The organism is Stenotrophomonas sp. I18B00994, from assembly GCF_014145825.1.
In the GTDB taxonomy this organism is placed as follows: domain Bacteria; phylum Pseudomonadota; class Gammaproteobacteria; order Xanthomonadales; family Xanthomonadaceae; genus Stenotrophomonas; species Stenotrophomonas maltophilia.
In genome coordinates this window covers 204969-228149 of sequence record NZ_JACIUW010000006.1, presented here as the reverse complement: position 1 = coordinate 228149, position 23181 = coordinate 204969, and the positions used below count along the sequence as shown (strand labels likewise).

The 23181-nt window shown below is 67.5% G+C and carries 27 protein-coding genes; 14 read left to right on the top strand and 13 right to left on the bottom strand.

All coding sequences use genetic code 11. The annotated features are described in order from the left end of the window. Window positions 1–10: 10 nt before the first annotated feature. Complete coding sequence (locus H4O10_RS09040) at window positions 11–892, bottom strand: LysR family transcriptional regulator (protein ID WP_049453928.1); 882 nt, start codon at window positions 890–892, stop codon at window positions 11–13. Window positions 893–988: 96 nt separating this feature from the next. Here H4O10_RS09040 and H4O10_RS09035 point away from each other — a divergent pair, with 96 nt between their 5' ends. The 3 genes from H4O10_RS09035 (at window position 989) to H4O10_RS09025 (ending at window position 3986) form a co-directional block, all read left to right on the top strand. Next, complete coding sequence (locus tag H4O10_RS09035; RefSeq protein ID WP_005407907.1) at window positions 989–1399, top strand: DoxX family protein; 411 nt, start codon at window positions 989–991, stop codon at window positions 1397–1399. A gap of 31 nt (window positions 1400–1430) precedes the next feature. Beyond that, window positions 1431–2219, top strand: coding sequence for a class III extradiol ring-cleavage dioxygenase (locus H4O10_RS09030; protein WP_005407908.1), 789 nt, complete (start codon window positions 1431–1433; stop codon window positions 2217–2219). 117 nt (window positions 2220–2336) lie between these two features. After that, window positions 2337–3986: a Na+/H+ antiporter gene (locus H4O10_RS09025; protein WP_049453929.1), complete on the top strand. Its 1650-nt coding sequence runs from the start codon at window positions 2337–2339 to the stop codon at window positions 3984–3986. 99 nt (window positions 3987–4085) lie between these two features. Here H4O10_RS09025 and H4O10_RS09020 read toward each other — a convergent pair whose 3' ends face one another. Continuing rightward, window positions 4086–4334 (bottom strand): DUF3297 family protein, encoded by a 249-nt coding sequence (locus tag H4O10_RS09020; RefSeq protein WP_005415112.1) that lies wholly within the window; start codon window positions 4332–4334, stop codon window positions 4086–4088. 90 nt (window positions 4335–4424) lie between these two features. Here H4O10_RS09020 and H4O10_RS09015 point away from each other — a divergent pair, with 90 nt between their 5' ends. After that, complete coding sequence (locus H4O10_RS09015; RefSeq protein WP_005407911.1) at window positions 4425–4967, top strand: hypothetical protein; 543 nt, start codon at window positions 4425–4427, stop codon at window positions 4965–4967. A 219-nt stretch (window positions 4968–5186) separates the two neighbouring features. Here the strand turns inward: H4O10_RS09015 and H4O10_RS09010 are convergent, their stop codons facing one another. From H4O10_RS09010 to msrB, 5 genes are all read right to left on the bottom strand, one after another. Continuing rightward, entirely contained in the window at window positions 5187–5462 is a 276-nt protein-coding gene (locus H4O10_RS09010) for a DUF4031 domain-containing protein (RefSeq protein WP_049453931.1), read from the bottom strand. Window positions 5463–5475: 13 nt separating this feature from the next. Beyond that, window positions 5476–5964: a hypothetical protein gene (locus H4O10_RS09005; RefSeq protein WP_012479023.1), complete on the bottom strand. Its 489-nt coding sequence runs from the start codon at window positions 5962–5964 to the stop codon at window positions 5476–5478. Between the two features lie 127 nt (window positions 5965–6091). Further along, window positions 6092–7030: a flagellar motor protein MotB gene (motB, locus tag H4O10_RS09000; RefSeq protein ID WP_012479024.1), complete on the bottom strand. Its 939-nt coding sequence runs from the start codon at window positions 7028–7030 to the stop codon at window positions 6092–6094. A 3-nt stretch (window positions 7031–7033) separates the two neighbouring features. Further along, window positions 7034–7888, bottom strand: coding sequence for a flagellar motor stator protein MotA (gene motA, locus H4O10_RS08995; RefSeq protein ID WP_005407915.1), 855 nt, complete (start codon window positions 7886–7888; stop codon window positions 7034–7036). A gap of 92 nt (window positions 7889–7980) precedes the next feature. Further along, window positions 7981–8448, bottom strand: a complete 468-nt coding sequence (msrB, locus tag H4O10_RS08990; protein WP_005412124.1) for a peptide-methionine (R)-S-oxide reductase MsrB — start codon at window positions 8446–8448, stop codon at window positions 7981–7983. A 140-nt stretch (window positions 8449–8588) separates the two neighbouring features. Here msrB and H4O10_RS08985 point away from each other — a divergent pair, with 140 nt between their 5' ends. Together H4O10_RS08985 and H4O10_RS08980 are read left to right on the top strand one after the other, a co-directional pair. After that, complete coding sequence (locus H4O10_RS08985; RefSeq protein ID WP_033833708.1) at window positions 8589–8966, top strand: hypothetical protein; 378 nt, start codon at window positions 8589–8591, stop codon at window positions 8964–8966. Window positions 8967–9110: 144 nt separating this feature from the next. Next, window positions 9111–9287, top strand: a complete 177-nt coding sequence (locus tag H4O10_RS08980; RefSeq protein ID WP_033833709.1) for a hypothetical protein — start codon at window positions 9111–9113, stop codon at window positions 9285–9287. Between the two features lie 60 nt (window positions 9288–9347). Here the strand turns inward: H4O10_RS08980 and H4O10_RS08975 are convergent, their stop codons facing one another. Further along, window positions 9348–9827 (bottom strand): Lrp/AsnC ligand binding domain-containing protein, encoded by a 480-nt coding sequence (locus H4O10_RS08975; RefSeq protein WP_004140558.1) that lies wholly within the window; start codon window positions 9825–9827, stop codon window positions 9348–9350. A gap of 149 nt (window positions 9828–9976) precedes the next feature. Here H4O10_RS08975 and H4O10_RS08970 point away from each other — a divergent pair, with 149 nt between their 5' ends. Then, window positions 9977–11281, top strand: coding sequence for a D-amino acid dehydrogenase (locus H4O10_RS08970; RefSeq protein WP_033833710.1), 1305 nt, complete (start codon window positions 9977–9979; stop codon window positions 11279–11281). Further along, complete coding sequence (gene alr, locus H4O10_RS08965) at window positions 11260–12327, top strand: alanine racemase (protein ID WP_005412128.1); 1068 nt, start codon at window positions 11260–11262, stop codon at window positions 12325–12327. The genes H4O10_RS08970 and alr overlap by 22 nt, the downstream gene beginning before the upstream one ends. Before the next feature lie 186 nt (window positions 12328–12513). Here the strand turns inward: alr and H4O10_RS08960 are convergent, their stop codons facing one another. Beyond that, window positions 12514–13077 carry a DUF3016 domain-containing protein gene (locus tag H4O10_RS08960; RefSeq protein WP_049431987.1) on the bottom strand — a complete coding sequence of 188 codons (564 nt, stop codon included), beginning with the start codon at window positions 13075–13077 and terminating at the stop codon, window positions 12514–12516. A 244-nt stretch (window positions 13078–13321) separates the two neighbouring features. On the opposite strand from H4O10_RS08960, the gene H4O10_RS08955 reads away from it, so the two are divergent. Both H4O10_RS08955 and H4O10_RS08950 read left to right on the top strand, forming a co-directional pair. Next, a complete protein-coding gene (locus H4O10_RS08955) occupies window positions 13322–15310 on the top strand; it encodes an ATP-binding protein (protein ID WP_049453934.1) in 1989 nt (662 codons plus the stop codon). 43 nt (window positions 15311–15353) lie between these two features. Beyond that, window positions 15354–15644 carry a DUF3247 family protein gene (locus tag H4O10_RS08950; protein WP_024957100.1) on the top strand — a complete coding sequence of 97 codons (291 nt, stop codon included), beginning with the start codon at window positions 15354–15356 and terminating at the stop codon, window positions 15642–15644. Window positions 15645–15726: 82 nt separating this feature from the next. Here the strand turns inward: H4O10_RS08950 and H4O10_RS08945 are convergent, their stop codons facing one another. Then, a complete protein-coding gene (locus H4O10_RS08945; RefSeq protein ID WP_005407925.1) occupies window positions 15727–15990 on the bottom strand; it encodes a hypothetical protein in 264 nt (87 codons plus the stop codon). Window positions 15991–16146: 156 nt separating this feature from the next. Between H4O10_RS08945 and H4O10_RS08940 the strand changes: the two genes are divergently transcribed. The 3 genes from H4O10_RS08940 to H4O10_RS08930 are packed head-to-tail and all read left to right on the top strand — an operon-like array spanning window position 16147 to window position 18589. Next, on the top strand, window positions 16147–17211 hold the full coding sequence (locus tag H4O10_RS08940) for a class I SAM-dependent methyltransferase (protein WP_049395664.1): 1065 nt from the start codon (window positions 16147–16149) through the stop codon (window positions 17209–17211). After that, complete coding sequence (locus H4O10_RS08935; RefSeq protein WP_005407927.1) at window positions 17208–17909, top strand: pseudouridine synthase; 702 nt, start codon at window positions 17208–17210, stop codon at window positions 17907–17909. The genes H4O10_RS08940 and H4O10_RS08935 overlap by 4 nt, the downstream gene beginning before the upstream one ends. Next, on the top strand, window positions 17906–18589 hold the full coding sequence (locus tag H4O10_RS08930; protein WP_049453936.1) for an HAD family phosphatase: 684 nt from the start codon (window positions 17906–17908) through the stop codon (window positions 18587–18589). Before H4O10_RS08935 ends, H4O10_RS08930 begins: the two co-directional genes overlap by 4 nt. Window positions 18590–18703: 114 nt before the next feature. On the opposite strand, the gene fabB is transcribed toward H4O10_RS08930, so the two are convergent. Together fabB and fabA are read right to left on the bottom strand one after the other, a co-directional pair. Continuing rightward, a complete protein-coding gene (gene fabB, locus H4O10_RS08925) occupies window positions 18704–19912 on the bottom strand; it encodes a beta-ketoacyl-ACP synthase I (RefSeq protein WP_049453938.1) in 1209 nt (402 codons plus the stop codon). Next, window positions 19912–20427 (bottom strand): 3-hydroxyacyl-[acyl-carrier-protein] dehydratase FabA, encoded by a 516-nt coding sequence (fabA, locus tag H4O10_RS08920; RefSeq protein ID WP_005407930.1) that lies wholly within the window; start codon window positions 20425–20427, stop codon window positions 19912–19914. Before fabA ends, fabB begins: the two co-directional genes overlap by 1 nt. 190 nt (window positions 20428–20617) lie before the next feature. Between fabA and dinB the strand changes: the two genes are divergently transcribed. Then, window positions 20618–21712 carry a DNA polymerase IV gene (gene dinB, locus H4O10_RS08915; RefSeq protein WP_005412135.1) on the top strand — a complete coding sequence of 365 codons (1095 nt, stop codon included), beginning with the start codon at window positions 20618–20620 and terminating at the stop codon, window positions 21710–21712. Window positions 21713–22172: 460 nt separating this feature from the next. On the opposite strand, the gene H4O10_RS08910 is transcribed toward dinB, so the two are convergent. Then, on the bottom strand, window positions 22173–23084 hold the full coding sequence (locus tag H4O10_RS08910; protein ID WP_049452557.1) for an MBL fold metallo-hydrolase: 912 nt from the start codon (window positions 23082–23084) through the stop codon (window positions 22173–22175). Window positions 23085–23181 lie beyond the last annotated feature (97 nt).

Genomic DNA, 23181 nt, shown 5'->3' with positions numbered 1-23181 from the left:
CCAGGCTCGGCTACACCCCGGTTTCCACCAGGTGGTCGATGAAGCTGCGCACCTTCGGTGCCAGGTGGCTGCGGCTGGTGTAGACCGCGAAGATGCCGATCGGCGCGGCCTCCCACTCGGGCAGGACGCGCACCAGACGGCCATCGGCCAGTGCGTCTTCCAGCAGGAAGTCCGGTTGCAGGATCACGCCCATGCCGGCGATCGCCGCTTCGCGCAGCACGTCGCCGTTGTTGGCGTGCAGCAGGCTGCTTACCGACACCTTCACTTCACCGCCGGGCCCCTGCAGCGGCCAGTTGTTGCCTGCGGCCCAGTAGCTGTAGCTCAGGCATGCGTGTGCCTGCAGCTCCTGCGGGGTCTGCGGGGTGCCGTGTGCGGCCAGGTAGGCCGGCGCGGCACACAGGCTCACCCTCGATTCGCCCAGGCGGCGCGCGATCAGCGTGGGACCGGGCTCGCGGGTGATGCGGATGGCCACGTCGTAGCCTTCCTCGACCATGTCCACCAGCCGGTCGGACAGCGCCAGGTCCAGCTCCACCTGCGGGAAGCGCTGGCGATAACTGGCCAGCAGCGGGCCGAGGCGGGCAATGCCCCAGCTCACCGGTGCGTTGATGCGCAGCGTGCCCGAAGGCTCCAGCGCCTGCGCGCCGATACTGGCCTCCAGCGCGTCGAATTCGGCCAGCAGGCGCACGCACTGGGCGTAGTAGGCGGCGCCGGCACTGGTCGGGCTGACCCGGCGCGTGGTGCGGTGGAGCAGGCGGGTGGACAGGCGCTTTTCCAGCGCCGCGACCTGGCGCGTGACGCCGGCGGTGGACATGTCCAGGGCCTGGGCGGCGGCACTGAAGCCGTTGCGCTCGACCACCGCCACGAACACGCGCGTCGCCTCGAGGGTGTCCATTGTTGCGCCTTGTGAAATAAATACGGTCAAACGATCGTATTTATCGGCCAGTGAAGGCGCAATAACCTGTGCCCACTTCCTTCAAGGTGCTTTGCCATGCACACCACGACCGCTCCTGTTTCGCCGCTGGCGCCGTATGGCGCCACCCTGCTGCGCCTGGCTCTGGGCGTGCTGTTCCTGGTCCACGCACTGACCAAGCTGCTGGTGTTCACCCCGGCCGGTACGGCGGCGTTCTTCGAGTCTCTGGGCCTGCCCGGTGTGCTCGGCTACCTCACCATCGGCGTCGAACTGGTGATCACCGTCGCGCTGCTGCTGGGCATCTACGCACGCTGGGTGGGCCTGGTCGGCGTGCCGCTGCTGCTGGGCACCATCGTTACCGTGCACGGCGCCAACGGTTTCGGTTTCGCCAATGCCGGCGGCGGCTGGGAGTACCCGGCGTTCTGGGCATTGGCGCTGGTGGTGCTGTTCCTGCTCGGCGATGGCAAGTGGACCCTGCGTTCGCGCTGATCGCCGCCTGATCCTGCAACTGGAGAATTCCATGTCCCGCCTGCCTTCGCTGTACATCTCCCATGGTTCGCCGATGACTGCCCTGCAGCCGGGCCAGGTTGGCGTGCGCCTGGCCGAGCTGGCGCGCGATCTGCCGACGCCGCGCGCCATCGTGATGGCTTCGGCGCACTGGCTGGGCCGGCAGCCGCTGGTTGGCGCGCATCCACAGCCGCCGACCATCCACGACTTCGGTGGCTTCCCGCGCGCGCTGTTCGAACTGCAGTACCCGGCACCGGGTGATCCGGCACTGGCCGAAGAAGTGGCCGGCCGCATCGCCGCCGCAGGCCTGCCAGTGGCCATCGACCCGCAGCGTGGCCTCGACCACGGCGCGTGGGTACCGCTGCGGCTGTTGCGCCCTCAGGCGGACATCCCGGTGGTGCCGGTGTCGATCCAGCCGCTGCTCGGCCCCGAGCATCAGTTCGCGCTGGGCCGTGCGCTGGCGCCGCTGCGCGAACAGGGCGTGCTGCTGGTCGGCTCCGGCAGCATCACCCACAACCTGCACGACTGGGGCGACTACCAGGACGGCAAGGAAGCGCCGTACGTGCGGCCCTTCATCGAATGGGTGGAGCAGCGCCTGGCCGCTGATGACCGCCAGGCCCTGCTGGATTACCGCCGGCAGGCGCCGTTCGCCGAACGCGCGCACCCGACCGACGAGCACCTGCTGCCGCTGTTCTTTGCAATGGGCGCGGCCGGCGAGGGCGGTTTCGGCGCACGCCGCATCGATGCCGGCATCGATGCCGGCTTCCTCGCCATGGATCTGTACCGCTTCGACGGGGCATGAGCCGGGGCTGACGCGCGGCGGCCCCGGCCGTCGCGGCCATGGCCGCATGTGGTAGTTTTTTCCGGGTTTCCGGCGCTGGCCTCCAAGCCTCCCCACGCGCCGCTTCCTGGAAGAAGCATGCATACCATTGAAGTCGTCCTGGCGATGCTGGTGGCCGTTGTCGCCAGCGGCTACCTGGTTCGCGTCCTGCCGTTCTCGTTGCCGCTGCCGCTGGTGCAGATCGGCCTGGGTGCGGTCATCGCCGGGGTGTTCAACCGTGGCCACGCGCTGGAGCCGGAAGTGTTCTTCCTGCTGTTCCTGCCGCCACTGCTGTTCCTCGATGGCTGGCGCATTCCCAAGCAGGGCCTGTTCCGCGACAAGGGCGCGATCCTCGAACTGGCGTTCGGCCTGGTGGTGTTCACCGTCATCGGCGCCGGCTTCCTGATCCACTGGTTGATTCCGGTGATGCCGCTGGCGGTGTGCTTCGCGCTGGCGGCCATCGTCTCGCCGACCGACCCGGTGGCGGTGGGCGCGATCGCTTCGAAGGCGCCGATTCCCAAGCGCCTGATGCACATCCTGGAAGGCGAGTCGCTGCTGAACGATGCCTCGGGCCTGGTCTGCTTCCGCTTCGCGGTGGCGGCGGTGATGACCGGCACCTTCTCGCTGGCCACGGCCTCGCTGACCTTCGTGTGGGTGGCGGTGGCGGGATTGGCGGTGGGCGTGGCGGTGACGCTGGGTGTGTCCACCTTCCAGCGCTGGCTGTGGCGCCGCTTCGGCGAAGAGCCCGGCGCGGCGATGCTGGTCAACCTGCTCATTCCGTTCGCGGCCTACCTGCTGGCCGAAGAGATCCATGCCTCGGGCATCCTCGCCGCGGTCGCCGCCGGTATCGCGATGAGCTATGTCGAGCTGACCGGTCGCGTCTCCGGCAGCATGCGCGTGCAGCGCGCCGGGGTCTGGAACATGCTGCAGTTCAGCTTCAACGGCATCATGTTCGTGCTGCTGGGCGAGCAGCTGCCGGGCATCGTCGAACGCGCCACCACCACCATGAACGAGACCGGCCACCAGAGTGCGTGGTGGCTGCTGGTGTATGTGGTGGTGATCAATCTGGCACTGGTCGTGCTGCGCCTGTTGTGGGTGTGGTTGTCGCTGCGCTGGAACCTGCTGCGCGCGCGCCGTCGCGGCCTGGAGCGGGGCGAGGCACCGAACTGGCGCATCGTGGTGGCGACCTCGGTGGCCGGCGTGCGCGGTGCGATCACCCTGGCCGGTGTGTTGACCCTGCCGCTGTTCCTGCCCGACGGCAGTGCGTTCCCGGCGCGTGACCTGGTGATCTTCCTGGCCGCATCGGTGATCCTGTTCTCGCTGCTGGGCGCCAGCATCGCGCTGCCACAGCTGCTGAAGGGCCTGCAGCTGCCGGCTGACTCGGGCGAGCGCAAGGAAGAGGACCTGGCACGCCGGCTGTCGTCGAAGGCCGCGCTGGCCGGGGTCGAGCGCATGCGCCAGCAGCTGGTGATGAACCAGAACACCGAGAACGTGCAGCTGTACAACGACGCCGCCTCGCGGGTGAGCCTGCTCTACCAGCGGCACCTGGAGCGCGACAGTGATGGGCCCGACGTGGACCCGGAGAAGGTACGGCGCATGGAAATGGGCTACCACCAGCTGCGCAGCGCCGGCCTCAATGCCGAGCGCGAGGAGCTGTTCCGGTTGACCCGGCGCGGGGTGATCTCCGATGAGATCTCGCGGCGCCTGATCCGCAACCTGGACCTGCTGGAATCGCGCAAGCGCGAATGACCGTGTACCCCGGGTGGGTGCGGACCTCGGTCCGCGTTGATCGGGGTCAGATCCCTTTCCGCAGGAAAGGGATCTGACCCCAGGATCCGGGAGCCGTGCTTATTCCGGCTTCTGGTCCAGGAAATACACCTCGACCTTGCCCTTGACCTTGATGGTCATCGGGTTGCCGCGGCGGTCGCGGGCCTTGCCGGCCTGCACGCGGATCCAGCCTTCGCTGACCGAGTATTCCTCGACGTTGTCACGCTCGACGTCGTTGAAACGCACGCCGACGCCGCGCTCCAGCGCCTGCGCATCATGGAAGGGGCTGGCCGGGTTGATCGCCAGGTGGTCGGGAGGGGTATCGCTCATCGCTTCATTCACAGTGACGGCCACCAAGGCCGGCTTCAGCGGCACAGGATAAACCGTAGAATGCCGGCCTGCCCCAGAGGAAGTTCCGCCATGCCCGACAACAGCGACTATTTCGACTTCGAGGAAGACATCCACGACTTCGACGAAGATGGCTTCGAGGCACGGGTCTGGAACCTGCTGGTGCTGATCAACCCGGGCGACGAGGAACTGGCCCTGCAGCAGTTCAACCGCTGGCGCGAGCACCTGGCCGAGGACGGGCAGCCGCTGGAAGCGGACAGCGACTGGCTGCCGGCCCTGTTCACGGCCATCGCCTGGCAGTCCGGTTTCGAGGTGGAACGCGACGACCTGGAATCGCTGCAGTCGGCGGTGAACGAGCTGTCGGCGCGCTTCAACCTGCAGCTGGACTGGGGCGGCGACCTGGATGACGAGGACTTCGCCGAAGACCTGGACGGCGTGCAGCTGATGTCCACCGCCTTCGACCGCCTGCGCGAGCACAACTACACGCTGTGGAGCGTGGATGCCGGCAGCGACGGCTTCACCGGCGTGATGGCGCTGACCCGCGACGACGACGCAATGCTGGCGCTGTGCTCGCTGCTGAACGTGGAAATCCGGCTGGGCAGCGACCCGTTCTGAGCGATGGGCCGATCCGCCCGCCACCACCCGGCGGGCACGATCTGCTGGGCACGGCCTGATGGGTTGCTCCGCTGGGGACGACCCGACGGGGTAGAGTCGACTGTTGGTCGACTATCGCGCGCAGCGCGGGGTTCTCGCGGCCGGATGGGAGAGCAGTCGACTGACAGTCGACTCTACCCGGTCGGTGCCGGTTGGTGTCCGGCGAACCTGCGACGTGGCCTACGGCCGGTACTGCGCCCTGGCGTTGGCAATCACCGTTTTGACCAGGTCACGGTCGGTGTGCCGTGAGATCGCCCGCGCACCGAGCGCGATCGCCTGTGCGCGCAGCTCGGAAGTGACATCGTAGTGGGCACCGCTGGCCTTGTTCTGGAAGGCCCGCGGGGGAATGCCGAGCTGCGCCGCCATCGCGTGCAGCTCGGCCAGGGTGTCGGCCATCAGGTGCGCCCAGCGCTGTCCGCGCCAGGGATGCACCGCGTCATCGACGTAGACCGTCACCGCCGCGGCCGGTTCAGGCCTGCGGCTTGCTGTCGCTGTCAGCGGCCGGAGCGGCCTCGGCAGCGGCTTCTTCGGCCACGTTGCCCTCGGCGGCTTCGCCTTCCTCGCCTTCAGCAGCGTCGACGCCTTCGAACTCGGCGACCAGCTTGTCCAGGTACTCGTCGGCGGTCTGCTCGGATTCGGCCGCCAGGGTGTCCAGCAGCTTCTGCAGCAGTTCGGAGTATTCCAGGTTGACCTTGCGGCCTTCCTTCTCCTGCACGTTGGCCAGGTGCTTGAGCATGGCCAGCATCGGCACCGGGTTCTCGGCGTTGCCCATGGTCTGGCCGCCGATGGCCAGCAGCCACTCACGGCCCTGCAGGCCGATGGCCGCGACCACCTGGCCGTCTTCGTTGGTCAGCACGGCATGGTTCTGCACCTGCTGCTGTGCGTTCAGGCGCAGGAACGGGCGCTTGGCCTGCTGCTTCTTGCGCTTGTCGCGCTTGGCCTTGGAGTTCTGGGACATGGGGTGGGATCACCTGGAAACGGAAAGACCGCCATTGTAGCGGGTGCGCCGGGTGATGCCCCTGGTGGGTGCGGACCTTGGTCCGCACGCTTTCCCGGATGTGCGGACCAGGGTCCGCACCCACCGTCTACTTTGCCTCACCCTGCGCGGCCTGCACGTCCGGGTCGGCGGTGGGCGCCGACAGCCCCACCTGCGGGCCGGCACCGGCCAGGGCGGCCTCCTCGGCGGCCTTGGTCATCACCACGATGCTGATGCGGCGGTTGATCGGGTTCTGCGGGTCGGTCTTGTCGAACAGCACCGACGAGGACAGGCCGACCACGCGGGTGATCTTGCTGTCCTCCAGGCCGCCGTCCACCAGTGCGCGCCGTGCGGCGTTGGCACGATCGGCGCTCAGTTCCCAGTTGCCATAGCCGCGTGCGGCCGAATAGGCGGTGATGTCGGTGTGGCCGGTCAGGCTGATCCGGTTCGGCACATGGTTCAGGTACTCGGCCAGTTCGTGCAGGATCTGCTGCGTGTACGGCTTCAGCGTGGCGCTGCCAAGGTCGAACATGGGCCGGTTCTGCTTGTCCACGATCTGGATGCGCAGGCCTTCCGGGGTCAGGTCCAGCAGCAGCTGGTCCTTGAACGGCTCCAGCGCCTGGCTCCTGCTGATCGCCTCCTGCAGCTCCTTCATCAGCGCTTCCAGCTGCTGCTTGTCGCGCTGCTGCTGGTCCACCGGCTGCGGCACGGCCTCCTTCTGGTTCTGGAAGGGATCGTTGCTGTTGCCGCGCGAGATGTCGGTGGCACCGCCCAGCTTGATCATCGAAGTACTGGCGCCGCCCGGTCCGGCCATGCCGGGTGCAGGCGTGGCGTTCTGCCCACTCAGCGGGCTGGGGTTGCGGAAGTACTCGGAAATGGCCGCACGGTCGTTCTTGTTGGTGGTGGCCATCAGCCACAGCACCAGGAAGAACGCCATCATCGCGGTCACGAAGTCGGCGTAGGCCACCTTCCACGAGCCGCCGTGGTGGGCGGCGTGGCCGGCCTTCTTGACCCGGCGGACGATGACGGTGGGCTTGTTCTCGGCCATGGCTTACTTGACCGTCTTCAGGTGCTGCTCGAAATCGGAGAAGGCCGGGCGCACGTTCGACGGCAGCGTCTTGCGGGCAAACTCCAGCGCGATCTTCGGGTTGTAGCCGCGCAGGCAGGCCAGCAGGGCGGTCTTGACCGATTCGTAGATGCGGCTGTCCTGTTCGGCGCGCGCTTCCATCGCCGCCGCCATCGGGCCGACGAAGCCGTAGCCCAGCAGGATGCCGAGGAAGGTACCGACCAGCGCACCGGCCACATGGCCGCCCACTTCGACGATGTCCCCGCCGATCGAGCCCATGGTGATGACGATGCCCAGCACCGCCGCCACGATGCCGAAACCGGGCAATCCGTCGGCGACCTTGGTCAACACCTGCGACGGCGCCATGGCTTCGGCGTGATGCTTTTCCAGTTCCAGTTCCAGCAGCGGTTCCAGCTCGTGCGGCTCGATGTTGCTGCCGATCATCAGGCGCAGGCAGTCGGTGATGAAGTCGATCAGGTGGTGGTCGGCCTGCACCTTGGGGTAGTTGCCGAACAGCGCGCTCTCGGCCGGCCGCTCCACATGGTCTTCCAGCGCCATGAAGCCTTCGCGGCGGGCCTTGTTGAGCAGTTCATAGAGCAGGCTGAGCACATCGATATAGTCCTGCTGCTTGTAGCGCGGGCCCTTGAACACGCCCACCATGGCCTGCAGGGTCTGCTTGACGGTCTTGGCCGGGGTACCGACCAGGAAGGCGCCGAGCGCCGCGCCGCCGATGATGACCAGCTCGTAGGGCTGCCAGAGGGCACCCAGGCGGCCGTGGGCACCGAGATAGCCCCCGATCACGCTGATGATGACGACCAGGAATCCAACGATGATGAGCATGGGGCGACGCAAGGAGAGGGGATATCTCCTTGTCGGCCCGTCGCCCGGTTTTCTGAAGAGGGAATTCTGTGAAATCGGTCAAGGGGGGTGTTTCAGCCCGCCACACCGCTTTCTGCGCCGCCACGCTGCAACGGGTCGGGCCAGGGCTCGCCATTGCCGGTGAACGAAAGTGAGACGGAGTTCAGGCAGTGGCGCTCGTAGGTGGGCGGCGGACCATCCGGGAATACGTGGCCCAGATGGCTGCCGCAGCGCGCGCAGGTGATCTCGGTGCGCACCATGCCATGGCTGGTATCGCGGATCTCGCGTACGTGCGCTGGGTCGAACGGAGCAAAGAAGCTGGGCCAGCCGGTGCCGGAATCGAACTTGGTGCTGGAGCGGAACAGTGGCAGCGCGCACAGGCGGCAGCAGTAGACACCCTCGCGTTTGTTGTCGAGGAATACCCCGCAGAACGGCGCTTCGGTGCCGTGCTGCAGCAGCACGCGGCGCTCCTCGCTGCTGAGGCCGGCAACCAGCGCCTCGGTCTGGGTGGCAGTGGGGGGCGTCAGATCGAAGGCGGTCATGGCGGCGCTCCGTGGGGTCGATGGCCTGGGGATGCCGGAAAACGTGGGGGTGCTGGCGCCCGCTTGCAAGTGCGATGGCCGTTCATGGGCGGCACACAGGCGTTGGCGCATGGTGAAGACGATCCACGTCGGAGCGTGCCATGAAACCGATCCTTCCCCTGTTGTTGATGGCCCTGCTGCCGCTGGTCGCGCAGGCCCAGGTACCGACGTCGTCGAGCCCGACCGCCACCCGCAGTGCCACCACCGTGGCACCGCAGCCGGTGGTGCCGCCACCACAGGCCGCGCGCCCGCAGCCGCAGGTACTGCCCTCGCCACAGCCGACGCAGCCGATCAAGTCCACCGGTCCGGCCCAGGTCGCGCCGGCGCCGGTCCCGAAGTCTGCCGACAAGGTCTATGACCGCAATGGCCGCATCGTTCCCGGGGTGCGCCCGGCCGGCCCGAACCGCGTGTTCGACTCGCGCACCGGCCGCTATTACGACAGCGTGCCGGCCGGCGATGGCCAGCAGATCAAGCGCTGACCTCCAACGCCAATCCAGGTGGGCAGCGGCTGCAGGCTGTGCGGGCTGAACGCACGAAAACAACGGTCTGCCAATCACTGCTTTTTCGCCTGCGATTAACCGTTCCGGGACCAACGTGACCGTGCGCCGGCATTTCGCCGCCGCATGTCCTTTGTCCACTGGATCGCGATCATGAAAAACCAGCAGAACCGTCATCCCGGCAAGGAACCGCAGGGCCGCAACCCGCAGCAGCAACAGCAACAGCAGATGGACCCGCAGCAGCCGCACAAGGGCGGCAAGCAGCAGGAACAGCGCTCGCAGAAACATCCACAGCAGCGTTGACTGTTGCCATGACCGGGGTCAGAGCCCGCAACGCGGGCTCTGACCCCGATCGCAACCGCCTCAATCCGGAATCGGCAAGCTCAGCGTTTCCTTCACTTCTTCCATCACGATGTAGCTTTTCGACTCGCGCACGTGCGGCAGTGTCAGCAACGTGCTGCCGAGCAGCTTGCGATAGGAGGCCATTTCGCTGATCCGCGCTTTCAGCAGGTAATCGAAGTCGCCCGACACCAGATGGCACTCCAGCACGTTGGGCAGCTTCAGCGCCGCGCGCCGGAACTCCTCGAAAATGTCGCCGGACTTGTAGGCCAGGCTGATTTCCACGAACACCAGCAGGCTGGCCTTCACTGCGGCCGGGTCGAGGTGGGCGTGGTAGCCGGTGATCACCGCTTCGCGCTCCAACCGGCGCACGCGCTCCGTGCACGGCGTGGTCGACAGGCCGACCCGCTCGCCCAGTTCGGTGAAGGAAATACGGCCCTCGGCCTGCAGGATGCGCAGGATCTTGCGGTCGATCTTGTCCAGTTCGCGGGTACGGGTGGCCATGGTCGTCAACCTTGGGGAATGAATTGCAGGAGAACATCCTGCCGGTTGATTTCAAAACAGGCAAATCAACTGGGAATGGCTGTCTATACTTCCCCAATTATGGTCCCTGTGCGCTCCAGTGCAGGGAATGATCGGGTTGGAGAAGTCCCATGCGAGTCCTAGTTCTCGGCAGCGGCGTGATTGGTACCACCAGTGCCTGGTACCTGCGACAGGCCGGGTTTGAAGTCACGGTCATCGACCGCCAACCCGGCCCGGCGCTGGAAACCAGCTTCGCCAATGCCGGCCAGCTGTCGTTCGGCTACACCTCGCCGTGGGCGGCCCCGGGCGTGCCGAAGAAGGCCATCGGCTGGCTGTTCGAGAAGCACGCGCCGCTGGCGATCAAACCGGGCATGGACCTGGCCCAGTACCGCTGGCTGTGGCAGATGCTGCGCAACTGCACCCACGAGCGTTATGCGATCAACAAGGCGCGCATGGTGCGCATGTCCGAGTACAGCCGCGACTGCCTGAACGAGCTGCGCGCGCAGATCGGCATCGAATTCGAAGGCCGCGACCTGGGCACCACCCAGCTGTTCCGCACCCAGCAGCAGCTGGATGCCTCGGCGCAGGACATCGAGATCCTGGCCCAGTACGGCGTGCCGTACGAGGTGTTGGACCGCGCCGGCATCATCCAGGCCGAACCGGCCCTGGCGCATGTCGATGGCCTGGTCGGTGCGCTGCGCCTGCCGCGTGACCAGACCGGCGACTGCCAGCTGTTCACCCGTCGCCTGGCGCAGATGTGCGTGGAGGCCGGTGTCGAGTTCCGCTTCGACCAGGACATCACCGGCCTGGAGTTCGATGGCGACCGCATCACCGGCGTGCGCATCGACGGCAAGCTGGAAACCGCCGACCGCTTCGTGGTCGCGCTCGGCAGCTATTCGCCGGCGCTGGTCGCACCGCTGGGCATGCGCCTGCCGGTGTACCCGCTGAAGGGCTATTCGCTGACCCTGCCGATCACCGACCCGGCGATGGCGCCGACCTCGACCATCCTCGACGAGAGCTACAAGGTGGCGGTCACCCGCTTCGACGACCGCATCCGCGTCGGTGGCATGGCCGAAGTGGCCGGCTTCGACCTGTCGCTGTCGCAGCGACGCCGCGAGACCCTGGAGCTGGTGGTCAGCGACCTCTATCCGAAGGGCGGCGACCTGTCGCGCGCGCAGTTCTGGACCGGCCTGCGCCCGGCCACGCCGGACGGTACGCCGGTGATCGGCGCCACGCCGTTCCGCAACCTGTACCTCAACACCGGCCACGGCACCCTGGGCTGGACCATGGCCTGCGGCTCGGGCCGCTACCTGGCTGACCTGATGAGCGCGCGCCAGCCGCAGATCAGCACCGAAGGCCTGGATATTTTCCGCTACGGCCAGTACGGTCACGCGCCGCAACAAGAGAACCGCACATGCGTCCTGCCCGCGCGCTGATCGATCTGGGCGCCCTGCGCAGCAATTACCGGCTCGCCCGTGAACTGGGCGGTGGCAAGGCCCTGGCGATCATCAAGGCTGATGCCTATGGGCATGGCGCGGTGCGCTGTGCGCAGGCGCTGGAAGGCGAGGCCGATGGCTTCGGCGTGGCCACCATCGAAGAGGCGCTGGAACTGCGCCAGGCCGGCATCCGTGCGCCGATCCTGCTGCTGGAAGGCATCTTCGAACCCAGCGACATGGCGTTGGTGGCCGAGCATGATTTCTGGTTCGCCGTGGGTTCGCCGTGGCAGCTGGAGGCCGTCGCCGCCTTCGACAGCCCGCGCCCGTTGACGGTGTGGCTGAAGCTGGACAGCGGCATGCATCGCCTCGGCCTGGACGTGGACAGCTTCCGCGCGGCGCACGCGCGCCTGTCAGCGCTGCCGCAGGTCGAGCGCATCGTGCTGATGACCCACCTGGCGCGCGCCGACGAGCTGGACAGCGAACGCACCCACGAACAGGCGGCGACCTTCGCGCGCGCCATCGACGGCCTGCACGGCGAGACCAGCGTCTGCAACTCGCCGGCGCTGCTGGGCTGGCCGGACGTGCGCAGTGACTGGGTGCGCCCGGGCCTGATGCTGTATGGCGCGAACCCGCTGCCGGACGACACCACGCTGACCGAGCGCCTGCGCCCGGTGATGACGATGCAGTCGAAGGTGATTGCCGAACGCTGGATCGAAGCGGGTGAGCCGGTGGGTTATGGCGCGCGCTTCGTGGCCAAGGCGCGCACCCGCGTGGGTGTGGTTGCACTCGGCTATGCCGACGGTTATCCGCAGTTCGCCCCGAATGGCACGCCGGTATTGATCGATGGCCAGCCCGGCGCACTGATCGGGCGCGTGTCGATGGACATGCTGACGGTGGACCTGACCGCGCATCCGCAGGCCGCGGTGGGCAGCGTGGTGGAACTGTGGGGCAGTGCGCCGACGTTGGCGGAACTGGCGCCGCGATGCGGCGTGAGCGCGTACCAGCTGCCGTGCGCGGTCAAGCGCGTGGCGAAGGTGTACGTGTAGCGCCGAGCCCACGCTCGGCTTCGGTAGCGGCCGACCTTGGTCGGCGCCCTGTAATGCGTGTCGACCAAGGTCGACACCTACCGGGGGGCCTGGCGCGCAGCGGTCGCCATGCGCAGCTCTGGTCGCGGCCGACCTTGGTCGGCGCGGTGAATGCGTGTCGACCAGGGTCGACACCTGCCGAGGGGCCTAGCGCGCAGCGGTGGCTTGGCTGGCGAGCTGGCGCTTCACCCAGTCATCAATCAGGCGCTTCTCGTAGCGCAGCGGATCGCTGTTGGTCAGCAACCCACTGCCCTGCAGGTAGCCGGAGTCGCTCAGGCGGGCGTCGCCTTCGCTCACAATACGGCCGTCGGCGTCCTTCAACGTGTACTGCAGGGTGATGCGGGGCGGGTAGATATCACGCATCACGCGGATGTCGCGCGCACGCGGGCCGTGCCACGGCTCGTAGTCACCGGCACGCTTGATGTCCACCAGGGTGACGTCGAGGGTCTGCCCAGGCTGCAGCGGCTTGGCAGCGGTGGTCTGCAGGTAGCGGGCCAGCTGCTGTACCCAGTCACCGCGTTCGGCCTCGAAGCGGTTGGTGCTCTGGCGGATCTCGGTGAACGTGGCCGGATCCGCCCATTTCACGCTGACCGGGCCATTGGCCTGCAACGCACGCGGCGCGTCCGTACCGGTTACGTTGCGCGCTGCAGCGTTGGCGCCGCCCGCCACCAGGGAGCCTGCCAGCAGGGCAATCACGAGTGCGCGTTTCATGACGGTCTCCTGCGTCCCCGCGCTGGGGACGATGTTGATCACGGATCGAGTGTGATCCGGTGGCCGGGTCACTGCAATGGCTGGCTGCGTCGTATGCAAGGGGGGTTACCGCCAATTCATCGTCGTCAACCCTGACTGACGGCGCTTGACGCTGTGAATACGCTCTCTGGAACATGCTGTATCTCCAATCCGGCCCGTCCAGACGCCCTTGTCCACACTGCCGCCCCTAGTGGAGCGCCCACCGATGTTGGTGCCGGCGCCCGAACCCGACCTGCATCATGGCGTGCTTGAGCGCATCAACGCCGGTTTCTGCGTGATCCAGGTGCTGTTCGAAGGCGACCGCGCGGTGGACTATCGTTTCATCGAGGTCAACGACGCCTTCGAGCGCCATACCGGCCTGAAGGACGCACGCGGTCAGCGCATGAGTGCGTTGGAACCGAACCACGAGGAAGACTGGTTCCGCATCTACGGTGAAGTGGCCCGCAGTGGTCGCCCCGCCCAGTTCGAGATGGAAGCGCGCGCCCTGGGCCGCTCGTTCGCGGTTGATGCGGTGCGCGTTGGTCGTCCGGGCGAAGACAAGGTCGGCATCCTGTTCTTCGACATCACCGCGCGCAAGCAGATGGAAGTGGAGCTGGGCGAAAGCGAAGCCCGCTTCAGCGCACTGGCCGATGGCCTGCCGATGCCGGTATGGGTGCTCGACGAGCGCGGCCACGCCCGCTTCGTCAACAGCGCCTTCAGCGAGTTTTTCGGTGGCGACGAAACGCGCGTTCCTGAAGATGTCTGGCGCGGCCTGGTGCATCCAGACGATGCGTCCGTATTCGAGTACGAGCTGCAGGAAGCACTGAAGGCGCAGCGTTCGATGCATGCGCTGGTACGTGCGCGGCGCGCCGACGGCCAGTGGCGCTGGCTGGAGATGAACGCGCGCCCGCGCTTCTCGCGCATGGGCCGCTTCATCGGCCTGGCTGGCAGCAGCCCGGACGTGACCGAGCGCCGCGAGATCGAACTGGCACGCGAGGAACTGCTGCAGTCCGAACGCGCCGCGCGCAGCGCCGCCGAGAACATGGCGCGGCTGAAGGACGAGTTCCTGGCCACGCTGTCGCACGAGCTGCGCACGCCGCTGACCACCATCCTCGGTTGGAGCGAGCTGCTGCTGCAGCGCGTGGACAACACCAGCCCGCTGTACAAGGGCCTGAACGTGATCGCCAACAGCGCCGGTGCGCAGAAGCGGCTGATCTCGGACATGCTCGACCTCAGCAGCATGCTGCTGGGCAAGGTACAGCTGGAGGTGGAAGTGCTGGACCTGCGCACGCTGCTTGGCGAAGCCATCGGCGCGCAGGAACTGGTGGCCGAAGGCAAGGCGCTGGACGTGCACCTGCAGCTGCCCGAGCAGCCCAGCCTGGTATTGGGCGATGCCACGCGCCTGCAGCAGGTGTTCTGGAACCTGCTCTCGAATGCGATCAAGTTCACCCCGGCCGAGGGCCGCATCGACGTTCAGCTGCAGGCCGACGGCATCCACTGGGTGATTACGGTGCGCGACACCGGCGATGGCATCGCACCGGAGTTCCTCAACCACCTGTTCAGCCGCTTCCGCCAGGCCGATGGCACCACCACGCGCCGCCATGGCGGCCTCGGCCTGGGCCTGGCGATCGTGCAGCAGCTGGTCGAACTGCACGGCGGCACCGTCGCCGCCGCCAGCGAAGGCCATGGCCACGGCGCCACGTTTACCGTGCGCCTGCCCCAGCACCTGCCGGATGCCGAGCGCCGGCCGCTGCGCGAAGTCATCAGCGGGCCGATCCTGGAGCCGGTGATCGTCGAACCGTATCCGCTGCGGGGCATGCATGTGCTGGCGGTGGAAGACCAGCCGGAGGTGCTGGAGTATCTGCGGCGCATGCTGGAAGAGCAGGGCGCCAGCGTGTCGGCGGCCAGCTCGGCCGGCGAGGCACTGGCACTGCTGGCCGACAACGGCCATCTGCAGTACCACATAATGCTGACCGACATCGGCATGCCGGGCATGGATGGCTATGGGCTGGTGCGCACGCTGCGCGAGGACATGGGCGTGGACGCGGCAACCTTGCCTGCGGTGGCGGTGACTGCACTGGCGCGTGCCGATGACCGCCGCCGCGCGCTGGCGTCGGGCTTCCAGGAGCATGTCGCCAAGCCGTACTCGGTGGCGCAGCTGGTGGCTGCCGTACGCAAGGTGCAGGTGCCGCGCGCGGACAGCGCGCTGCACTGAACATTCACGGCCGATCGGCGACCCTGCAATCAGGAGGTCGCCGATGTCCCGTATAGCTCCACGTATCCACACCGATCCGGCGCAGATCGCGCGCCTGGAAGCCCTGCTGCCGCAGCTGGATGGCGAAACGCAGGTGGAACTGATTCTGCACGATGGCCGCCGCCTGCTCGGCACGGTGGCCGTGAGGCCAACCGTGCAGCAATACCGCAACGTCGCTGGTGATGAAGGCAGCAACGGCCAGCTGCGCCTGGATGACTACGACACGCCGGTGCAGCAGCACCATGTGTGGTTGGACGAGATCGCCAGCATCCGCAGGTTGCCGCCGAGGGTTTGACGGCAACCTGCCGGGTCCATCCCCGCTTGGCGTGGATCTACCAGAGGTTGCAGTAGAGCCACGCCATGCGTGGCTGCTGCGCTCAGTGCTCGAACAGGGTCGGCGTCGCCTCGAACCGGCGTGCATACGCCCGCTCCTCCGCAACCCTCGCCACCTCGTCATCGGCCAGGTCCGGCGCGCCATACACCGCATAGGCCACGCTGCCGTCGGCACCATGACCGACCTGGTGCAGCCGGTAGCGCGAGTGGCCGCCGCCGGTGTCCTCGGGGTAATGCACGGGCGGATGGCTGCCTTCCAGGTCCATTTCACTGTTGTCGACCACGCCACCGACGAACAAGGCTCGCATGCAGGTTCTCCTGGGTTTCCGGGGGAGCCTCTACCCTGAACGTTCCAATGTTGCTGGCAGATCAAGGCCCCGTTCGGGTTTCGCAAAGCGGCTGCCGGGGCCGGCCCGGTCAAGCCGGTACAATGGACGGCCCTCACGCTTGAAGTACCCGCGCCGATGGCCTCCAGCGACGACGCCCCCCTGCAGACCCTGTTCCTGCCGTTCTCCCAAGGCGCCCTGCGCTGGCCGGAAGGCCCCGTGGCTTTCCTGCGGGCCCGCGACGGCTGGCCGCTGCGCGAAGTGGCCGGCAACCGCGAGGTGCATTGCGAGCAGAGCTTCGCCCCGTTCGCGCAGCCGCTGCAGCAGGCCGCTGGCTGGACCGTCAGCGGCCAGCTGGATGATGTGGCCGGCAAGGGCCGCTACCCGCTGGTGCTGGTGCTGCCGCCGCGCCAGCGTGAAGAAGCCCGCGCGCTGTTCGCCCGCGCGCTGGCGCTGGTCGCCGACGGCGGCCGCATCGTTGCCTGCCAGTCCAACAACGAAGGCGCACGCTCGGGCGAGGGTGACCTCAAGCAGCTGACCGGCCTCGGCGGCAGCCTGACCAAGAATCACTGCCGCGTGTACTGGACCGCGCCGATGCAGGGCCAGCACGACGCCGACCTGGCCAAGCGCTGGTCGGCGCTGGATGCAGTGCGCCCGATTGTCGGGGGCCGTTTCCTCAGCCGCCCGGGCGTGTTCGCCTGGGATCGCATCGACCCGGCGTCGGCGCTGTTGGCCGAACACCTGCCGGCCGACCTGGCCGGGCGTGCCGCCGACCTCGGCGCGGGCTACGGCTACCTGTCGCGCGAGCTGCTGGAACGCTGCCCGAAGATCACCGCGCTGGACCTGTACGAAGCCGAGCAGCGCGCGCTGGCACTGGCCGAACTCAATCTGGCGCCGCCGCCGCGCCCGCTGCCGCTGCGCTTCCTGTGGCAGGACGTCACCGCCGGCATCGAACCGGGCTACGACGTCATCATCAGCAACCCGCCGTTCCACACGCCGTCGCGCGCCGATCGCCCGGACATCGGCCAGCGCTTCATCGCCGTGGCCGCGCAGGCGCTGCGCCCGGGCGGACGCCTGTACGTGGTGGCCAACCGCCACCTGCCGTACGAGTACACGCTCAACGAGAGCTTTGGCGCGGTGCGCGTGATCGCCGAGCGTGATGGCTTCAAGCTGGTGGAAGCGGTGAAGGGGAAGGGCAAGTGAAGCTGGTCAAGCTCATCGCCAACCTGGGCTATGGCAGCCGCAAGCAGGTGCAGTGGATGTTCCGCGAAGGCCGCGTCACCGACGCCGACGGCGAGGTGCTGTATGCCGACGACCAGGTGCCGCACGAGGCGATCCGTGTCGACGGCGAGCCGCTGGACCCGCCGGTGGGCCTGTCGATCGCGCTGCACAAGCCGGCTGGCTACACCTGCTCGACCAAGGACACCGGCCGCCTGATCTACGATCTGCTGCCGCCGCGCTTCCGCGATCGCGATCCGGTGCTGTCCACGGTGGGCCGCCTCGACCGCGAGACCAGTGGCCTGCTGCTGCTGACCGACGATGGCGGCCTGCTGCACCGGATCATCTCGCCGAAGTCGAAGCTGCCGAAAGTCTATGAGGTCGAGTTGAGCGACGACCTGCGCGGCGATGAGGTAGCGTTGTTCGCCAGCGGTACGCTGATGCTGGAGTCCGAGAAGACGCCCCTGCTGCCGGCTGAACTGGAAGTGCTGGATGCGCGCCGCGCGCGCCTGGTGCTGCACGAAGGCCGCTACCATCAGGTACGCCGCATGTTCGCCGCCACCGGCAACCACGTGCAGGCCCTGCACCGCAGCCGCGTCGGCGGGCTGGATCTGCAGGGGCTGGACGAAGGGCAATGGCGGCAGCTCACCTCCACCGACCTGGATACGCTGTTCGCTCCATGACCACCATCGCTGCGCTGCCGTTCCTCCCCGACGCCGTCATCTTCGACATGGACGGCCTGATGATCGACAGCGAGCGGGTTTCGCTGGCCTGCTGGAGCCAGGCCGCCGAAGAGTTCGGACTGGGCCTGGACGAGGCGGTGTTCCTGCGCATGGTCGGCCTCGGTGACCGTGACACGCACGCGCTGCTGCGTGCGCAGGGCATCGAGGACAGCGTGATCGAGGCGGTGGCCGCGCGCTGCCACGACCTGTATGAAGCACGCACGCAGACCGGCCTGCCGTTGCGGCCGGGAATCCTGGAGTTGCTGCAACTGCTGAAGGCGCATGCGGTACCGCGTGCGGTGGCAACCACCACGCGGCAGCCGCGTGCCAACCGCAAGCTGGCTGCGGCCGGCCTGCTGCCGTACTTCGATGCGGTGATCACCAGTGGCGACGTCGCGCGGCCGAAGCCGGCGCCGGACATCTACCTGCTGGCCGCGCAGCGGCTGGGCCAGGCGCCGGAACGCTGCCTGGCGCTGGAAGACTCACCGGCCGGTACGCGTGCGGCGCTGGCGGCCGGCATGACCGTGATCCAGGTGCCTGACCTGGTGCATCCGGATGAAGAGTTGCGTGCCCTGGGCCACCGCATCGTTGGATCGCTGGTGGACGCGCACGCGCTGCTGCTGCCGTTGTTGCCGAGGTAACCGGTAGGTGCCGACCGTTGGTCGGCAGACCCCAATGCCCCGGTGGGTGCCAACCTTGGTTGGCACTCTTTACTGCCCTGGTGGGTGCCGACCGTTGGTCGGCACACCTGCCCCTCACACCCGCCCGAACACCAGCGCGGCGTTGGTGCCACCAAAGCCGAAGCTGTTGGACATCACCGTATCCAGCTTCTGCTGGCGGCTTTCGCGCAGGATCGGGAAGCTCTCCACCTTCGGGTCCAGCTCGCCGATGTTGGCCGAACCGGCAACGAAGCCATCGCGCATCATCAGCAGGCAGTAGATCGCCTCGTGCACGCTCGCCGCACCGAGCGAATGGCCGGACAGCGCCTTGGTCGAGGACAGCGGCGGCACCGCATCGCCGAACACTTCGCGGATCGCATTGAGCTCGGTGACGTCGCCCAGCGGCGTGGAGGTGCCGTGGGTGTTGAGGTAGTCCAGCGGGCGATCGACGCCCTGCAGCGCCATCTTCATGCAGCGCACCGCGCCTTCGCCGGACGGAGCGACCATGTCGGCGCCGTCGGAGGTCACGCCATAGCCGATCAGTTCGGCGTGGATGTGCGCGCCGCGCGCAACGGCGTGGTCGTAGTCCTCCAGCACCAGCATGCCGCCACCACCGGCGATGACGAAGCCGTCGCGGTCCTTGTCGTACGGACGCGAGGCGCTGGCCGGGGTTTCGTTGAAGCTGGTCGACAGCGCGCCCATCGCATCGAACATCACGCTCATCGACCAGTGCAGGTCTTCACCGCCACCGGCGAACATGATGTCCTGCGCGCCATGGCGGATCATGTCCGCGGCCGCGCCGATGCAGTGCGCCGAGGTCGCGCAGGCGGCCGACAGCGAATAGCTGACGCCCTTGATCTGGTAGGCCGTGGCCAGGCAGGCCGAGACCGTCGAGCACATCGTGCGCGGCACCATGTACGGGCCGACCTTGCGCACACCACGTTCGCGCAGCAGGTCGACCGCGCCGATCTGCCATTCGCTGGAGCCGCCACCGGAACCGGCGATCAGGCCGGTGCGCAGGCTGCTGACCTGCTCGGCGCTGAGCCCGGCATCGGCGATGGCATCGCGCATGGCCAGATAGGCGAAGGCTGCCGCATCGCTCATGAAGCGCTTCTGCTTGCGGTCGATCAGTGCCTCCAGATCGAGGTCGACACGACCGCCGACCTGGCTGCGCAGGCCCGCTTCGGCGTGGTCGGCCAGGGCGGTGATGCCCGAGCGCCCTTCGCGCAGCGCGGCCGAAACGGTATCCAGATCATTGCCGAGGCAGGACGTGATGCCCATGCCGGTGATGACGACGCGACGCATCAGAAGCTCCCGGTTTCGGTGAACAGGCCGACGCGCAGGTCGCGCGCGCTGTAGATTTCGCGGTCATCCACGTACATGCGGGCGTCCGACTGGGCCATCACCAGCTTGCGGTTGATGACGCGGCTGATGTCGATCTCGTAACGCACGAGCTTGGCTTCCGGCAGCACCTGGCCGGTGAACTTCACTTCGCCACAGCCCAGCGCGCGGCCCTTGCCGGGGGCGCCCAGCCAGGTCAGGAAGAAGCCGGTCAGCTGCCACATGGCGTCCAGGCCCAGGCAGCCGGGCATCACCGGGTCGCCAATGAAATGGCAGCCGAAGAACCACAGGTCCGGGCGGATATCCAGTTCGGCGCGTACCATGCCTTTGCCATGCGGTCCGCCGTCCTCGCGGATGTCGGTGATGCGGTCGAACATCAGCATCGGGTCGTTGGGCAGACGGCCGGCAGCGGTGCCGAACAGTTCACCGCGTGCGCTGGCCAGCAGCTGTTCGCGGTTGAACGCGTGGAGACGGGTCATGAAGCACAATCCTGGAAGCGAAGAACAGGGAAACAAGCGCCCGAGAATGCCCGTGGAAACTGCGCCGATCAAACATTTCAACCGTACGCAACCGTAGTGTTTTCAAGGGAATACGCGCATCCTGTTGATGTGCAACGACCATACTTCGGCGTGTGGCCCACCCCGCCCGGCCCCGCCTTTCCCAGCTGACATGACCCGACTGCGCAAGATCATCCACGTTGACATGGACGCGTTCTACGCGTCGGTGGAGCAGCGCGACGATCCGTCACTCCGTGGCAAGCCGGTGGTCGTGGCATGGCGTGGCGCCCGCTCGGTGGTGTGTGCGGCGTCCTACGAGGCGCGCGTGTTCGGCGTGCGTTCGGCGATGCCCGCCGTGCGTGCCGAGCGCCTGTGCCCGGACGCGATCTTCGTGCCGCCGGACTTCGCGCGTTACAAGGCGGTGTCACAGCAGGTACGCGCGATCTTCCTGCGCCATACCGACCTGGTCGAGCCGCTGTCGCTGGACGAGGCCTATCTGGACGTGACCGAGCCGAAGAGTGGCATTGAACTGGCCACCGACATCGCCCGCACCATCCGCGCGCAGATCCGCGAGGAAACGAACCTGACTGCTTCAGCCGGGATCGCGCCGAACAAGTTCCTGGCCAAGATCGCCTCGGACTGGCGCAAGCCCGACGGCCAGTTCGTGATTCCGCCGCAGCGCGTGGATGCGTTCCTGGCGCCGCTGCCGGTGAACCGCGTGCCCGGCGTCGGCAAGGTCATGGAAGGCAAGCTGGCCGCGCGCGGCATCGTCACCTGCGGCGACCTGCGGCAGTGGGCCTTGATCGATCTGGAAGAGGCATTCGGCAGCTTCGGCCGCAGCCTGTACAACCGCGCACGTGGCATCGACGAGCGGCCGGTGGAACCGGACCAGCAGGTGCAGTCGATCTCCTCGGAGGACACCTTCGCCGAAGACCTGCTGCTGGAAGACCTGACCGAGGCGATCGTGCAGCTGGCAGGGAAGACCTGGAACGCCACGCGCAAGACCGAGCGCATCGGCCACACCGTGGTGCTGAAACTGAAGACCGCGCAGTTCCGCATCCTCACCCGCAGCTTCACCCCGGAGCGCCCGCCGGAATCGATGGAAGAGCTGCGTGACATCGCACTGGCCCTGCGCGCCCGCGTCGATCTGCCGGCCGAGACGCGCTACCGCCTGGTCGGCGTCGGGCTGGGTGGCTTCCGCGAAAAGGAGCCGGTGGTGCAGGGGGAATTGTTCGAGCACGACATGATCAATCCCACAGATACCTAATCATCAAACAGTGGGGTCAGAGCCCGTTGCGCAGCAATGGGATCCGGCCCCGTGCCGATCAACGGTCGGCACCCACCATCAGCAGCAGGTTCCGACAGATAGCGGGAAACTGTCGAAGGCGGGGTGGGTCCGGTTGCGGGGGCGTGAGCCGCATGGGCCCGAGGCATGCCTCGGGCGGGTTGGGCAGGACGCCCAACCCCGGTCTTGCCGTGTGCGCAGGACAGCGCACACGAGCAAGCCGCGATCGAGCTTACATGGGTGAGGGCGCTTTGCTTGCGAAGCACTGCTTCGCAAGCGCCCGAACGCACAGCCGCCAGCGGCTGGGCCGGGCCCCGGAGGGGGACTTGCAGCGTCCCCCGCAACCGGACCCACCTCGCCATCCCACGGATAGCCAGCTGTTGCTGTTGCTGTTGCCTCTGCAGGTGCAGGGCGCAGCCCTGCAAAAAGAAAACTCCCTACCTCACGGCCACTGCATCTCGCCCTTGGCCACCTTCGCACTCAGTTCCAGCGACGCCACGCCCGCCAGCTTCGGATAGCGCGCCTGCATCGCCTTCACCAGCGCCGCACTGTCCTTGGCCTTTGCCGTCTCGGCATCGAACGCGCGGATGTAGTCCGCCGTGAACACCAGCGCGCTGGCATCCAGTGCGGCACCCGGCGCGTAATGCCCCGGCACCACCACCTTCGGCTTCAGCGCCTGCAACCGCTGCAGGGTCTGCAGCCAGTCGGCATGCGACTTCGGCGTCTGCGTGTCGGCCATCCACACGTGTTCACCGGCCACCACCGGAATGCCGCCGACGATCGCGCGCAGCGACGGCACCCACAGCACCGTGCGGTCCGGGGTCGGGCCATCCAGGCCGATCAGCGGCAGGCGCTGGCCTTCCAGCTGCAGGGCATCGCCATCCAGCACCTGCGGCACCACGATGCGCGACGGCACGTCGGCACCCATCTTCGGCCCCCAGTAGGCCAGCTTGCCGGCCTGGGTCTGCTGGATGTGGGCAACGGTCTGCGCAGTGGCGACGATGCGTGCCTGCGGGAACGCGTCCTGCAGGGTAGCCAGGCCGAAGTAGTAGTCCGGATCACTGTGGCTGATGTAGATCGTTGTCAGCTGCTTGCCGCTGGCACGGATCAGCTCGACCAGCTTGCGCGCGTCGCTGGCGCCGAACTGCGCATCGACCAGGATCGCATCGCGGCGGCCTTCGATCAGCACCGAGGACACCGAGAACATCGCCTGCGGACCGGGATGGAAGGTCTGCAGGTGCAGCTGGGATTTTGTCGCTGCCGCGGGCGCCGCGGTGGCCGGTGCGGCCAGCAGCGGCGCACTGGTGAAGCTGGCGGCCAGGGCGAGGGGAAGCAGCAGGGCAGCGGTGCGCATTGGAAATTCCTTGTGTCGAATGGGGAGCCGAACGTGGGCTATGCCGGGCGTCCTTGCCCGGGCCCCTGCGGGCCGTCGCAAGTGACGTTGGCAACGG

Excerpts from the sequence above, each read along its gene's own strand:
- H4O10_RS08955 (WP_049453934.1), top strand. The coding sequence starts at position 13,322 with ATGTTGGTGCCGGCGCCCGAACCCGACCTGCATCATGGCGTGCTTGAG.
- H4O10_RS09015 (WP_005407911.1), top strand. The coding sequence starts at position 4,425 with ATGCCCGACAACAGCGACTATTTCGACTTCGAGGAAGACATCCACGAC.
- H4O10_RS08970 (WP_033833710.1), top strand. The coding sequence starts at position 9,977 with ATGCGAGTCCTAGTTCTCGGCAGCGGCGTGATTGGTACCACCAGTGCC.
- H4O10_RS09035 (WP_005407907.1), top strand. The coding sequence starts at position 989 with ATGCACACCACGACCGCTCCTGTTTCGCCGCTGGCGCCGTATGGCGCC.
- motB (WP_012479024.1), bottom strand. The coding sequence starts at position 7,030 with ATGGCCGAGAACAAGCCCACCGTCATCGTCCGCCGGGTCAAGAAGGCC.
- H4O10_RS09040 (WP_049453928.1), bottom strand. The coding sequence starts at position 892 with ATGGACACCCTCGAGGCGACGCGCGTGTTCGTGGCGGTGGTCGAGCGC.
- H4O10_RS09020 (WP_005415112.1), bottom strand. The coding sequence starts at position 4,334 with ATGAGCGATACCCCTCCCGACCACCTGGCGATCAACCCGGCCAGCCCC.
- fabA (WP_005407930.1), bottom strand. The coding sequence starts at position 20,427 with ATGACCCGTCTCCACGCGTTCAACCGCGAACAGCTGCTGGCCAGCGCA.
- H4O10_RS08980 (WP_033833709.1), top strand. The coding sequence starts at position 9,111 with ATGTCCTTTGTCCACTGGATCGCGATCATGAAAAACCAGCAGAACCGT.
- H4O10_RS09005 (WP_012479023.1), bottom strand. The coding sequence starts at position 5,964 with ATGTCCCAGAACTCCAAGGCCAAGCGCGACAAGCGCAAGAAGCAGCAG.
- H4O10_RS08940 (WP_049395664.1), top strand. The coding sequence starts at position 16,147 with ATGGCCTCCAGCGACGACGCCCCCCTGCAGACCCTGTTCCTGCCGTTC.
- H4O10_RS08930 (WP_049453936.1), top strand. The coding sequence starts at position 17,906 with ATGACCACCATCGCTGCGCTGCCGTTCCTCCCCGACGCCGTCATCTTC.
- dinB (WP_005412135.1), top strand. The coding sequence starts at position 20,618 with ATGACCCGACTGCGCAAGATCATCCACGTTGACATGGACGCGTTCTAC.
- H4O10_RS09025 (WP_049453929.1), top strand. The coding sequence starts at position 2,337 with ATGCATACCATTGAAGTCGTCCTGGCGATGCTGGTGGCCGTTGTCGCC.
- fabB (WP_049453938.1), bottom strand. The coding sequence starts at position 19,912 with ATGCGTCGCGTCGTCATCACCGGCATGGGCATCACGTCCTGCCTCGGC.
- motA (WP_005407915.1), bottom strand. The coding sequence starts at position 7,888 with ATGCTCATCATCGTTGGATTCCTGGTCGTCATCATCAGCGTGATCGGG.
- H4O10_RS09030 (WP_005407908.1), top strand. The coding sequence starts at position 1,431 with ATGTCCCGCCTGCCTTCGCTGTACATCTCCCATGGTTCGCCGATGACT.
- H4O10_RS08975 (WP_004140558.1), bottom strand. The coding sequence starts at position 9,827 with ATGGCCACCCGTACCCGCGAACTGGACAAGATCGACCGCAAGATCCTG.
- H4O10_RS08950 (WP_024957100.1), top strand. The coding sequence starts at position 15,354 with ATGTCCCGTATAGCTCCACGTATCCACACCGATCCGGCGCAGATCGCG.
- alr (WP_005412128.1), top strand. The coding sequence starts at position 11,260 with ATGCGTCCTGCCCGCGCGCTGATCGATCTGGGCGCCCTGCGCAGCAAT.
- H4O10_RS08945 (WP_005407925.1), bottom strand. The coding sequence starts at position 15,990 with ATGCGAGCCTTGTTCGTCGGTGGCGTGGTCGACAACAGTGAAATGGAC.
- msrB (WP_005412124.1), bottom strand. The coding sequence starts at position 8,448 with ATGACCGCCTTCGATCTGACGCCCCCCACTGCCACCCAGACCGAGGCG.
- H4O10_RS08985 (WP_033833708.1), top strand. The coding sequence starts at position 8,589 with ATGAAACCGATCCTTCCCCTGTTGTTGATGGCCCTGCTGCCGCTGGTC.
- H4O10_RS08910 (WP_049452557.1), bottom strand. The coding sequence starts at position 23,084 with ATGCGCACCGCTGCCCTGCTGCTTCCCCTCGCCCTGGCCGCCAGCTTC.
- H4O10_RS08960 (WP_049431987.1), bottom strand. The coding sequence starts at position 13,077 with ATGAAACGCGCACTCGTGATTGCCCTGCTGGCAGGCTCCCTGGTGGCG.